General features: G+C 50.8%; 10 protein-coding genes. 3 read left to right on the forward strand and 7 right to left on the reverse strand.

The window, feature by feature from the left end:
* Positions 1 to 69 precede the first annotated feature (69 nt).
* The 3 genes from KDW_RS21485 to atpD all read right to left on the reverse strand — a co-directional run bounded on the left by KDW_RS21485 (position 70) and on the right by atpD (position 4,339).
* The gene (locus KDW_RS21485) at positions 70 to 1,719 is read right to left on the reverse strand and encodes an efflux permease Rv1217c-related protein (RefSeq protein WP_162005484.1); all 1,650 of its coding nucleotides are present in this window, start codon (positions 1,717 to 1,719) and stop codon (positions 70 to 72) included.
* Complete coding sequence (locus KDW_RS21490) at positions 1,706 to 2,635, reverse strand: ABC transporter ATP-binding protein (RefSeq protein WP_151758001.1); 930 nt, start codon at positions 2,633 to 2,635, stop codon at positions 1,706 to 1,708. The genes KDW_RS21485 and KDW_RS21490 overlap by 14 nt, the downstream gene beginning before the upstream one ends.
* 288 nt (positions 2,636 to 2,923) lie before the next feature.
* Entirely contained in the window at positions 2,924 to 4,339 is a 1,416-nt protein-coding gene (gene atpD / locus KDW_RS21495; protein ID WP_151758002.1) for a F0F1 ATP synthase subunit beta, read from the reverse strand.
* A 720-nt stretch (positions 4,340 to 5,059) separates the two neighbouring features.
* Here atpD and KDW_RS21500 point away from each other — a divergent pair.
* Together KDW_RS21500 and KDW_RS21505 are read left to right on the forward strand one after the other, a co-directional pair.
* Positions 5,060 to 5,404, forward strand: coding sequence for a hypothetical protein (locus KDW_RS21500; protein WP_151758003.1), 345 nt, complete (start codon positions 5,060 to 5,062; stop codon positions 5,402 to 5,404).
* 63 nt (positions 5,405 to 5,467) lie between these two features.
* Positions 5,468 to 5,938: a GNAT family N-acetyltransferase gene (locus KDW_RS21505; protein ID WP_151758004.1), complete on the forward strand. Its 471-nt coding sequence runs from the start codon at positions 5,468 to 5,470 to the stop codon at positions 5,936 to 5,938.
* Positions 5,939 to 5,981: 43 nt separating this feature from the next.
* Here the strand turns inward: KDW_RS21505 and KDW_RS34150 are convergent, their stop codons facing one another.
* From KDW_RS34150 to KDW_RS21525, 4 genes are all read right to left on the reverse strand, one after another.
* Positions 5,982 to 6,167 (reverse strand): response regulator transcription factor, encoded by a 186-nt coding sequence (locus tag KDW_RS34150; protein ID WP_233097835.1) that lies wholly within the window; start codon positions 6,165 to 6,167, stop codon positions 5,982 to 5,984.
* 53 nt (positions 6,168 to 6,220) lie between these two features.
* Positions 6,221 to 8,806 carry an ATP-binding protein gene (locus KDW_RS21515; protein ID WP_151758006.1) on the reverse strand — a complete coding sequence of 862 codons (2,586 nt, stop codon included), beginning with the start codon at positions 8,804 to 8,806 and terminating at the stop codon, positions 6,221 to 6,223.
* 597 nt (positions 8,807 to 9,403) lie between these two features.
* Positions 9,404 to 9,970 carry a GNAT family N-acetyltransferase gene (locus KDW_RS21520; protein ID WP_151758007.1) on the reverse strand — a complete coding sequence of 189 codons (567 nt, stop codon included), beginning with the start codon at positions 9,968 to 9,970 and terminating at the stop codon, positions 9,404 to 9,406.
* 206 nt (positions 9,971 to 10,176) lie between these two features.
* The gene (locus tag KDW_RS21525) at positions 10,177 to 10,362 is read right to left on the reverse strand and encodes a hypothetical protein (protein ID WP_151758008.1); all 186 of its coding nucleotides are present in this window, start codon (positions 10,360 to 10,362) and stop codon (positions 10,177 to 10,179) included.
* Positions 10,363 to 11,137: 775 nt separating this feature from the next.
* Between KDW_RS21525 and KDW_RS21530 the strand changes: the two genes are divergently transcribed.
* Positions 11,138 to 12,292, forward strand: a complete 1,155-nt coding sequence (locus KDW_RS21530; RefSeq protein WP_151758009.1) for a sensor histidine kinase — start codon at positions 11,138 to 11,140, stop codon at positions 12,290 to 12,292.
* The last annotated feature ends 158 nt before the right edge of the window (positions 12,293 to 12,450 follow it).

Genomic DNA, 12,450 nt, shown 5'->3' on the forward strand with positions numbered 1-12,450 from the left:
CGATCTCCTTCGGGGCGAGGATATCATGATGTAACCAATTGGCCGCAAGAGCCAAACCTACGACGGTTTTTATCGGCCAATATCCTTGCGTACAAAGCGTGCGGACGCCAGGATCAGTGCTACGATGGCTACGGCGAGCACACCGAGGGTATTCCAGAGCGGCAGTCCGTGCAGTAGTGGTGTACCATAGTAATAGAGCGCGGAGAGCCGTAGCGTACTATCCGACATGTTTAGCTCTGGCCCGACAAAGCTGATAAAAAACCAGATGACGAGTAAGAAACTTAAGATGCCAGTGTCCAGCGCGGTACTCAACCAGCCAGAGAACAGGTAGCCGAACGCCGCCATGAGCAGTCCCAGTGGAATAATCGAAAGCGTGGCGGCCGCCAGATTGCCAACGTCAAGTTTGAGTCCGGTGGCTGTCGAAGCCAGCACGGTGGCTGCTAGCGTGAGCAGACTCATAATTACTACGGCGGTGGTGAGCGCGCCAAAGCGTGCCAGCAAGACGGTCAGGCGTGATTGTGGTGTGGCCAGCACCAGTTCCTGCAGTCCATCTTCTTCATCTGCGGACCAGCGACTGGCCTGCGTCACGGCAAAGGCCATCATGAGCAAGGGCAACAGGATGAAGAGGGCGCTGAGAATGGTTGCGTTGGTGTTAATATCGCCGCCGCCAACTTTTGTCAGAAAGCCTTTGAGCAAGGGTGAACTGGTGTAAAGGGTGGCCATCTTCTCCTCAGTTTGTTGGACCACCACTACCATCCAGGCGGCAAATCCAGCGATACCCAGTGTCCACCAGCAGGCGGGCGCAATGATCATGCCCAGACTACGGGTATAGATTGAGCGCAGTGACCAGGCATTGACTGGTAGGGCATATGCTGGCTGGCTGGCTCGTTCAGGGGGGCGTAGCCAGCGCGGTATGGCGACGGTCCCGCCGATATCACGCCGTTCGAATAAGACGAGCGCGACCCCGCTTAGTAGAATGTTCAGGGCCAGTAACACGAGGAGTGCGCCAGGATGGACGCCATATTTAGGGATGATGGCTTTGCTGAGATTGTAGTAATAGATGGGCGAAAGGCGACTGAACCAATCGGTATCGGGAATGATCCGATGGACCATGTCTATGATGATGAAGACCAGCAATAAGCCGCCGGTCAGGCCAGCCGCCGTACTGCGTTCCTGGGTGAACTGAGAGATCAGCAAGGCGAGAGAGCCGAAGACGCCGCAGACGAGTACTATGTTCAGTCCAAAGAGCAGGGAATCGCCCAGACCAAAGTCGGCATTGACATGATTGCCGCCAGCAAATGTCAGGAGTCCAATGATCAGGCCCATGCCAGCGAGTGCCGTCCAGACAGCGGCCAGTTTCTCCAATGCGACGCGTCGGCGTCCACGGGGCAGGGATAGCAAGACATCCAGGGTGCCACGTTCCTCTTCACCACGGAGCAGACGGCTACACGCCAGGAGTGGCCAGAGGGCCACAATTAAGATGGTAAAGCCATATTTAAAGGTGGCGTATCCTCCGGGCGTATCTACCGCAACCGGCTCGGCAAGCCAGGCGAAGGAACTGGATAGGCTGACGAGGGAGGCGCGTGCCTGTGGAGTTTCTACCAGCGCGGGATAGGCCGACAACACAGCATACAGGAGCAGACCCATACCCAGGCCCCAACCCAGAATGGCGATGCGGGCCTCGCGCAGGGTTTTGAGATAGACGCTAGTGAACCACATGAGAAGCCTCCTTGACAGGCTGGCCGTCGTTTTCATAATAGTGCATGAAGATATCTTCCAGGCTGGGTTCGTGACTGTTCAAGGAAACAACGGAATACTGAGCAGCTGCTTTGACGACCGCATCGGCTGGACCTTGCACTGATAGGTGCAACGTGTGTCCATCGGCCAGTGTATCCACTTTCTCCACTCCTGTCAGTCCCTTGAAGGCTTCGCTGGATACCGGCTCGGCAAAGATAATCGTGATCTCGTGGCGTTTGATATCCTTGAGGTCCTCGATCAGCCCCACGCGGACGATCTGGCCTTCGCGGATGATCGCGACGCGATTGCAGGTTTGCTCCACTTCAGTCAGGATATGGGAAGAGAGAAAGACCGTGCAGCCAGCGTTACGCACCTCTTCAAGCATGCGGTCAAATTCCTGCTGATGCAATGGATCCAGTCCGCTGGTTGGCTCATCCAGGATCAACAGGCGTGGACGATGCATAAAAGCTTGAATGATACCGAGCTTGCGTTTGTTGCCACTGGAATACTGACGCGATTTGCGACTGGGATCAAAGTTTAGACGGGCGATCAATTGTTTGAGATAGGCTTGATCGACGCCGCCGCGCAGATGTCCAAAATACTCCAGGATCTGTCCACCAGTCAATCTGGGATCCAATGCGAGCTCGCCCGGTAGGTAGCCAACCAGCCGCTTGATCTCTACGGATTGCTGCCAGACATCCAGTCCGGCAATGCTTGCCGTACCCGAGTTGGCACGTAGCAGCGCCATAAGCAGACGAATCGTTGTTGATTTACCCGCACCATTGGGACCGAGAAAGCCAAAGACCTCGCCCTCTGCCACCTGAAACGATACATCGTTAATGCCGCGCTTGTTGCCGTAGCGCTTGGTCAGGCTGTTTACTTCGATCATCTCCGTCATATCATTTTCCTCTGGGGTCTTAAAACCTCTTTTTATAAATAATAAGTTCACTATTCAAGACAAAACGTGAATGCGTGGGAAAGCAATGCATGGATAAGGCGTGCTCTCGTTTCCCACCATTTTTATAAACAGAGTATCGGTTTATTTATAAAAATAGTATAGGTTATGGATACGTTTTTGTCAATGGAAAGCCATGCAGCAGATGTATTTTTTATAAAAAGAGAGTGTCCCTTTTGACATTTGGCAAAAAGGGACACTCTCTTGCTATAGAGCCAGTGTCTGCACAGATCAAGCATGCTGAGTTGCTTGATAGCGTTGCACGACCTCGTCGATGCCGCCGGCCATGTAGAACATATCCTCGGGAATACTATCGTGCTGACCGGCCAGAATTTCTCTGACACCCCGCAAGGTCTCGGTTAGTGGTACATAGCGTCCTTCGAGTCCGGTGAAGACCTGGGCCGTGCTGAATGGTTGCGTCAGGAAACGCTGCATCTTGCGCGCCCGGGTGACGATAAGTTTGTCCTCATCGGATAGCTCTTCGATGCCCATGATGCTGATGATGTCCTGCAGTTCGCGATAGCGCTGGAGCAACTGCTGGACGCCACGAGTTATCTTGTAATGTTCTTCGCCGATAATATTCGGATCCATGATGCGACTGGTCGATGTCAGCGGATCCATGGCGGGATAGAGTCCCTGCTCAAATATTGTGCGTTCCAGGGCAACCGTGGCATCCAGATGGGCAAAGGTAGTAACTGGTGCAGGATCAGTATAGTCGTCGGCCGGGACAAAGACGGCCTGCAGGGAGGTGATAGAACCATTACTGGTACTGGTAATCCGCTCCTGCAACTCACCCATTTCCTCGGCCAGATTAGGCTGATAGCCGACCGCTGATGGCATCCGTCCGAGTAAGGCTGAAACTTCGGCCCCGGCCTGTGAGAAGCGGAAAATGTTGTCGATAAAAATCAGGACATCTTTGTGCTCTTCATCGCGGAAGTATTCGGCCATCGTCAAGCCGGTCAGGGCGACCCGTAGTCGTGATCCAGGAGGTTCATTCATCTGCCCAAAGACCATCGAGACGCGATCAATTACGCCACGCTCAATCATCTCATGATATAGATCATTGCCCTCACGTGTGCGCTCACCGACGCCGACAAACACACTATTGCCATTGTGCTGACGAGCAATATTATTAATCAGTTCCTGGATGATAATAGTTTTGCCGACGCCCGCCCCACCAAACGCACCAATTTTGCCACCTTTCACAAACGGACTGATCAGATCAATAATCTTGATCCCGGTCTCCAGCATCTCAGCCTGTACCGTCTGATCTTCTAGTGCTGGAGCCTGGCGATGGATTGGCCAGAGGGGGGCATCGGGAATGGCTTCTTTATTATCGATCACCTGACCGAGCACATTGAAGATGCGGCCCTGTGTCAGTGGACCAACCGGTACCGAGATAGGGTGGCCGCGATTGATCACTTCCGCCCCGCGCTGCAGGCCATCGGTGGCACCCAGCGCGATACAGCGCACCCAGTTATTACCCATATGCTGTTCCACCTCAAAGGCCAGCGCCTGCTCCAGATCAGGCTCATTCATACGTAGCTCATCATATATCCTCGGAAGTTGGTCCGCTGGAAACTCTACATCAACCACAGCGCCTAAGATCTGGACAATTTTTCCTGTAGCTAACGAAGTCGTTGTCATATTATGCCTCCTCCGGGCTTTTTTTACTTTTTTTCTTCTGCCCCTACTGTACAAAAGAAAAGGAGGCGGGACCTGACTCATATTACGTAGATTTGTAATTAACTCTTTTTCCGTTTCACAAAATGGGGTAGGCAATTTAACGTACCGGCAGCGACCAGCGCTAATACGTTTCACTTAAGGATTGAATGGCTGAAATGATAGCATGGCGGTGAAGGAACACCTTCTCAAAGGATCAATAGAGGTAAAACGTGTAGGTTCGACCCTTTGGGTCGATTCGGTTGCCTCCACGATACCCTCACCTCCGCAGGATCACGCAAGTGAAAAAGCGGTGAAGCAAGGCGTGAAGAGGCTTGCTCATGGTCAAGCAAGGATATCATGCAGGCACGAATCGACCCAAAGGGTCGAACCTACCTGTTCGCTTTTCTTGATCCTTTGAAGTCACTGGGCCTCTGATCGGCTTAGATGCTTTCGTCAATCTCGTCCAGAAAAAGGCTTACGTGAAACGTATTAGCGCTGGTCGCTGCGATCAGTGCACGTCCAAGCAGGCAACACGAAGAGAAGAAGGGGTCCTCGCCCCCAGGGACAATACTTTTCGGTTAAGCATTTTGTGACCATAAAAAATATTGTGGAGAAAAGCAGCGAATCATACGTGGAGAGGGCGCCACACGCGGAGGCCGGCATGCGGCGTTCTTGTGGAGCGAGGTGCTCAAAGAGCATCGCATGCCTGTGGCGCCTACACCGAGACGGATCGTGTTTCGTGATCCTCTTGGAGAAGGATCCACGCGATCTCCCACCACGTTGCTGCGCGAGCAGGCCACGGCCACAGCACCCACGATCCCTGTAGGCGCCACAGCACTGCGCGTCGTTCGAGCATGCTGGCCTGCGCAAATGCAGCAGTGCGGCCTCCGCGTGTGGCGCCCTCTCCACGTACACCTTGCTTGCTGGTCACGTCGAACCATCTCTCAACGTAGCGCTAAACGAAAAGTATTGGCCCCCAGGGACATGCCCACATTGTACCGACAGGCCGCAGCGAGCAGCGCTGCCGGTACAATGTGGGTGATATAGACAAAATTTCCGGCTATAACATATACTTATAGGTAAAATTAACTAGAAAGGCCAGAAACGTTTATGTCGTTAAGGAAAGTTAAGAGTAGCGATATTCCGGAAATTGTCGATTTAGCCGAGCGGCGTCGGTTGCAGTATCAGGAGTACCAGCCCATATTCTGGCGTAAGGCAGATGATTCACGCGAGAAACACATTCCGTTTTTGACCAGTTTGTTGACACGTGAGGATGTGATCTTTCTGGTGCATGAGAGCGCAGGCCAGATTGATGGCTTTATCATTGCTGATTTTGTGCCAGCGCCACCTGTCTATAATCCTGGTGGACCAACCTGTCGGGTAGACGACTACTGTACTGCTTCCGCCAATCTATGGGAGACGGTGGGGCAGGAGTTGCTGGACGAAGTTATCAGGCTGGCTAAAGCGCGTGGGGCAGCCCAGAATGTGGTCGTCTGCGGTCATCTGGATGAGCCCAAGCGTGCTATGTTGCGCCAGCATGGCTACACCATTGCTTCCGAATGGTATGTGCGTGAGCTCTAGTTTCGTTGTGGAGAAATTTCTATGTGTGCGCTGGATGGTCCGGTTAGACGAGGTGATTTTCTAGTGCGAAGCGGGTGGCGGCGCTGCGTGAGGAGACGCCTAATTTGGCATAGATGGAACGCAGGTGGGTGTTGACGGTACGTGGACTCAGTACCAGTCTGTGGGCGATATTTACATCGGTCAGGCCATCGGCTACCAGACGTAACACGTCGACTTCACGTGCTGTCAAGCCGGCTGGATAACTCCCGGCTGTTTTCTCCGGCTGGCTCTGTGGCTGCTTCTTTAAGGGAGGTTGGCAATCATGCCCAGGGTCTGGGGGAGACTCATATTGTGTCCAACGCTCCAGTTTTCAGCGAAGGCTGTCTCGCCAATGTTTTTCTTATAGCTTTCTATGCGTTTTTGATAGGTGGCCTGATAGACCTGTTCTACCGGGGCGGATACATTCTCACGTAGGTTGGCGGCCGTACCTAGAAATTGTACGGCTCGCTCAGGGAGATCCAGTCGCCCGCAGAGCAGGGAGAAGCCTTCGAGGGCGATGGCCATGCCGAGGGCATCGTTGAGTTGTGAGGCCAGTTGAATGGCTTTGCGCATCTCTACACCGGTCTGCTCATAGTCCTGCTCGGCCAGCGCGATACAGCCCAGCCCATAAAAGAGCGAGACTTTAGCGAGCTGATGACCCATGGTAGACATCAGGCTAAGGCTTTGGGTGTAGTATGCTTTGGCCTCGGCATATTTTTCACGCAGGCGGGCCAGGTCGCCGAGATAGCAGAGGGCGAGGGCTATGCCTGCCTGATAGCTGATTTCGCGTGCCAGCCTTAAACTTTCCTTTATAGATCTCAGCGCCTGTTCGGTTTCGCCACGACTCAGTGCGACGCGACCGAGCCCCAGCAGTGCGTTAGCTCGTTCACGTTTGCTACCCAGACTGGTGGCCAGTTCCATGCCCTCCATTAAGGCTTTGTGGGCTGATGCATAGTCGGCTTGCAGGTATAGCGTATGGCCAATGTTATTCAGGCATAGCACCTCACCCCAGCGGTCCTCGATCTGTTGATAGCGGAGCAGAGCTTTCTGGTAGAGGAAGTGGGCAGTAACAAATTTACTGCGCTGCTGCATGGTATGGCCTATATTGACCATGACATCAGCCTGGCTGCGTACATCGCCAGCCTGGCGTAGCAGGTGCAGGCTCAATTTATAGCGTACCTGGGCGGCGACAAAATCACATTGTTGATTGGCAATATTTCCACAGATACTATAGAGGATGCCGCGACACCAGCGATCCTGCGAACCCTGGAGAGTCTCCAGGCTACCTTCGGCCAGTGCACGTGCGGTTTCATAGTGTCCCTGATGCGATGCCAGCAGTGCCAGTGCTCCCTGGGAGAGGGCCTGCGTTCGTTTATCATGGGTTTGATCAGCCATCTGGTTACTGGTTTCAAGGCGGGAGCGGGCCAGATCTAGATTGCCGTGTAAGTGCGCCATAGTCCCGGCGCTGTAATAGACGCGCGCCAGTAACTGGCCGGGCTGACTATCCTGTGAAATCGCGATGATTTCTTCGAGCCAGTTATGGCCATCGCTTAAGGAGCTACGTAACTGTAAGAAACGGCCCAGGCTACTGGCGAGGCGTTGTCCTGTGTGTATCTCACGTTGCTTGATAACCCAGCGCATCGCAATCCAGAGATTCGCGGCTTCCAGGTCGAGGCGCGCCAGCCAGTGTTGCTGCTCACTGCTATATAAATGTGTTTCGCTCTGTTCCGCGATCCCGGTAAAGTACAGTGCATGGCGTCTCTGGGCGGCCAGAAGCTCACCATGCTCCGTCAGGCATTCCAGGGAATATTCACGAATCGTCTCTAAGAGCAGGAAGCGTGTCTCGGCCCCAGTATCATCCACCACGCGTACCAGACTTTTATCTACCAGGGAAGAGAGCAGACTAAATGCCTCGTCCTGACTGGCAGTATCGATCAGGCCGATAGCGGTTGCTGCGTCCAGGTTCCAGCTGCCGGTGAGAATACCAAGCTGGCGGAAAAACTGTTTTTCTGGCTTGCTGAGCAGATTATAGCTCCAGTCCAATGTATTGCGCAGCGTTTGTTGGCGTGACGGCAGGTTGCGTGCTCCACCAACCAGGGTCCGCAAGCGGGATTGCAAGCGCTCCAGTAATTCCTGGGGCGTCAGGAGTCTACTGCGAGCTGCTGCTAGCTCAATCGCTAGAGGTAAGCCATCTAACTGCGTGCAGATAGTGCTGACGGCCTCAATATTCTCCATATGTAGTGAAAAGCCTGGCTTGACGGCCCGGGCTCGCTCTACAAAGAGTTTGATGGCATCCGATGGTGCGTCCAGAAATACTGTTGAGGATTGAAGTGGATCAGGCAGGGTGAGTGGTTGAACTTCGAGTATCTGTTCGCCATAGATATGCAGTGCTTCGCGGCTGGTTACCAGGATACGTAGTTCAGGCGCTACCACCAGTATTTCTGCAATGGCGATATTCGCAGCCAGCACGTGCTCAAAATTATCCAGGATAAGCAGCATGTGTTTGTCCTGGAGGAAATCCTGCAAGCGTTCTTCCAGGGAGTAAGGTCCAGTTTCTTCGATACCTAGCATTTGAGCCAGCATGGGGAGAACAAATGTGTGTTCGCTTAAAGGTGCCAGCTGTACAAAGACTATCTCTTCGCGAAAAGCCTGGCGTAGTTGATATGCTACTTCGAGGGCCAGCCGGGTTTTGCCAACCCCACCCGGTCCCGTCAGCGTTAACAGACGCACGTGTTTATGGAGCAGGAAATCCGTGGCCGCCGCGATTTCTTGCGTGCGTCCAATCGTGCGGTTCAGCTGTGCAGGCAGTCGTTGTCGTATTTTCAGGGATAGCTTATCATTTTGCCCCATCGCATCATCCTTGCAAGTGTTGATTGTGCTGTGTCGTAACAACACTCTTATGAGCTCTTTTCTTTCTATTTTAACAGAAAGTTTGCTAAATGCCCAAAAAGAAAAACCACCCGGAATAGCTTAATGGGTGGTCTTGTGGATTGATGGATGTGGGAAATTCTGCATAATCTATATATGTAGTAGCCTGGCCTGTTTTTCTGCTATTGCTGCAAATTTGTTATGGTGATTAGAGCACTGCACACAATAGGAACGTAAAACCGAGCTGTGGGCGCGCTTCAATGTGCAGGCGTGGTGGCTACAAATCGTTTTGCCACAATCTATACAAGATTGGGTATTCCACCATTTTAGTTGTGTGTTACAAAGAGCGCATGCCTGGGCATTTCGTACTTGCTTCATCGCCCTTATCTCCTTCGAATACTCTTGATATGCAATCAGATAGCAGCTCTAGAAAATATGCAGTTGCCATCCATAGCGATACATTCACCTTGAATATTAGGGTCTGCTAATATCCGACTGGCCTGATAAGATATTAGCATATACTAATGTCTTTCGTCAAGGTAATTTGTAGGAAAAATCAGGCAAATTTAGCAAATTGCATTATAAACTCTTATTAAAGCGTAAGTGTTGAACTCCATTTCTTGTCTCCAGGCCAGCGGGACTAAAGTTGCAGCGACTGACGACGCCGATCGATCTGGCGTTGTCGGGAGCGATTCTGGCATAGAGATGACGGAAACCAGCTTCTCTGGCGATGTTACAGAGTGCCAGTACAGTGTTGGTCATGATCCCTGTACTCTTTTCGCTGCACCAGTAACCTATCTCAGCGCCCTCAAGTTGATCGGTTTTGATATCGATCGTCGCCACTATCTTCCCCTCTGGGCTCAGAACGGCAAAGACGAACCAGGCATTGTTGCGCCATCCTTCGCGTGCCCAGGACAGAAAATATTCGGCCCGATCCCGATCATAGGGCTTGCCCTGTAAGCGCTCTCGGAAGATCCTGTCATAGAGAAAAGGCTCATTGCAGGCAGCCACGAGATCCTGCTTAGTAGTATCGGTGCTGGGAAAGCTGGCATCAGCGGAGCGCAGCTGGTAGTGCTGATTATCTGGATAGCGGAGTACTGTCTGTTGTATTGGTGGATTAAAATGGGGAGAATTTTGACTATTCATTGTACTGATAAAGCCCCTCTTTCTTCTAACACTGAATTATATGTATCTAACGCAATATGAAATTTTTATGTGATAGAATTTGTAGTATACATCTTCTTATTATATATTTATCTATTGTACTTTTCAAAGCCAAAAATAATTGTTGCCGGAGACATCCGCTCTAAGATGTTTTCCGGCAATCAATGCTCCAGTTTAAACTGGATGATTTAGCGGCGACGACGATCACTGGTGTCGCAGTCACAGTAAGTGAATGTATTCAGGCAAGAAGGGCAATAATATTGCAAATTACCTCGGTCATCAGTCTCTGGTATCACCTCTTCAAGGTCCGTAACTAGAATGCCTTCTTCCTGATCGTAGGGACATGTCTGGTATTTAATGCGCTCTAGATTCATGACTTACTCCCTTTGAGTTGGTTGCCTCGCCACAATATAGATTTTTCCATATGCGCTTCCGCGAGGTGATATTTTTATAACCACATCAGCGATAAGAATCCCTCCATCGCTATTACTGGTGAATGTATAGTGCTTTTTTGTAATCCTCAATTTTTGGCAGCAAGATATCCAGTAAGTACTATTTTGCTTACCAAATTTCGTACCTCTGCTTCTAACCTACGTATATGCAGTGCTGGTTTGGGGTATTAGTGATGCCCATCTTCACCATTTAGCACTACTATCGTATTTTCTTTATAAAATCTTAATGTGAAAAAGCCGAAAAACGGGTTTCGCGCTCCCAAAACCGGGGGTGCAGGGTCCTCCCTGCCGGGGTGCGGGGTGTCCCCGCACCCCGGCAGGGAGGACCCTGCACCCCCGGTTTTGGGAACTTTTTCAAAAGTTCGGGATGACTCATAGAGTGTGTCTGGTACTACTATCCCATCCCGATGGATATGAGCCTCAAATAGAACAGCAGGCACATGACTTTTGTCTGTGCCTGCTGTTCTATTTGAGCTAAAATTCCATATTTGTATTTCTATAACGTCATGATAGCAATCAGTTTATGCTATTTTATCCCTCTCTATAGCCCATAAGTATAGAATGAACGCATTTGCCAATGCTATTGACGTTTATCTGGCTATAAGGAAGAATATGTATAAGGATTCTGGATCATTGTTACGCGAAAGCTGAGAAGCTATCGTCACTATATATATATTTTGCGAAAGGAGTAGAAGGCATGCTTAGAAACTACGCATTGCCTCAACAATTAAAGAAACTATCTCCTAAAATTCCATGGCGTTTATGTACACTGAGCTTTTTGCTCTGTTCATTAATAATCATGACCAGCATTGCTGTGCCAGGCGAGCGCCTGTTAATTGTCTTGCTCTTCATTGTGGTAGCCAGTCTGGCCTGGATTTTTCCGATCAACTTGTTTTATTTATGTATCAGTGGCGTAACACTGACCCTGCTTTTATCTTTATGCTGGATTGGAAATTTCATCTGGCCTTCATCATTATTGCTGCATACTTTATTTGACGGTGAAATTTTACTGGCGGAAGCTTTTGTGGTCAGTTGTATGCGTACCGCTATGCAGGTTGCCGTGGGGGCGCGACACCAGAAAGAACTGGCTGAACAACAGATGATCCTTGCCTATGAGCGCGAACAGCATCTCAATGAGCTGAAGGACCAGTTTTTGCTGAATGTCAGCCATGAGTTGCGGACACCCCTGACAGAAGTAAAGGGGTATCTTGATTTGCTACGTGAAAATCATGCCCGACTGGATTCAGAATCCAGACAGGAATTTCTCTCCCATGCGGCCCATGGTTGTGATGAGCTTGAGGCCCTGGTTGATAATGTGCTTGAGGCTACGCAATTAGATATGATCAGTGCTTCTTATGAGCTATCTTCTGTTTCATTACTGGATATCGTTCAGGAAACATTGGCGCAGATACCACTTGGGGGTCATGAGATTATTATCGACATTCCTCAAGATCTGGCCGCCCTGGCCCATCGGCAGCAGCTAAAACGCATATTATATAATTTACTATCAAATGCTATTAAATACTCCCCCATACATACACCTGTAACTGTGAGTGCTACCTTAATGTCTGGTCAACTGACTGCCTGTCCCGATATCTGCTTCCGTGTACAAGATATGGGACCAGGTGTGTCGGCGGTGGATATGCCGATGCTATTTCAGAAAGTGATGCGGCTCAAGCGCGATTTAACTGGTTCGGTACGAGGGACTGGCCTGGGGCTATTTATTAGTAAGCAACTGGTTGAAGCTATGGGGGTCGCATCTGGGTTGAAAGTACGGGGATTGCGGGCCAGGGAAGTTGCTTTTGCTTTACCCTCTCGGGGGCACCGATTGCCTTATTGCCAGTTGCACTGAAATAGGATTCCTGCCAATCAGCTATGTGTTTGCAGGCAAACAAAAGCCAGCTACCTGTACAAGAGGTAGCTGGCTTCCACATATTGCATAGTATCATTGAGATAGAAGATGTGCTCCTACTCGACACCATTATTTTTCATTTTCAGGAATAATTGAAG

Source organism: Dictyobacter vulcani (genome assembly GCF_008974265.1).
GTDB lineage: Bacteria > Chloroflexota > Ktedonobacteria > Ktedonobacterales > Ktedonobacteraceae > Dictyobacter > Dictyobacter vulcani.

Bases quoted from the DNA above. Each gene is read 5' to 3' on its own strand.
- KDW_RS21485 (WP_162005484.1), bottom strand. From the start codon at position 1,719: ATGTGGTTCACTAGCGTCTATCTCAAAACCCTGCGCGAGGCCCGCATC.
- KDW_RS21515 (WP_151758006.1), bottom strand. From the start codon at position 8,806: ATGGGGCAAAATGATAAGCTATCCCTGAAAATACGACAACGACTGCCT.
- KDW_RS21505 (WP_151758004.1), top strand. From the start codon at position 5,468: ATGTCGTTAAGGAAAGTTAAGAGTAGCGATATTCCGGAAATTGTCGAT.
- KDW_RS21525 (WP_151758008.1), bottom strand. From the start codon at position 10,362: ATGAATCTAGAGCGCATTAAATACCAGACATGTCCCTACGATCAGGAA.
- KDW_RS21490 (WP_151758001.1), bottom strand. From the start codon at position 2,635: ATGACGGAGATGATCGAAGTAAACAGCCTGACCAAGCGCTACGGCAAC.
- KDW_RS21530 (WP_151758009.1), top strand. From the start codon at position 11,138: ATGCTTAGAAACTACGCATTGCCTCAACAATTAAAGAAACTATCTCCT.
- KDW_RS21520 (WP_151758007.1), bottom strand. From the start codon at position 9,970: ATGAATAGTCAAAATTCTCCCCATTTTAATCCACCAATACAACAGACA.
- atpD (WP_151758002.1), bottom strand. From the start codon at position 4,339: ATGACAACGACTTCGTTAGCTACAGGAAAAATTGTCCAGATCTTAGGC.
- KDW_RS21500 (WP_151758003.1), top strand. From the start codon at position 5,060: ATGCCTGTGGCGCCTACACCGAGACGGATCGTGTTTCGTGATCCTCTT.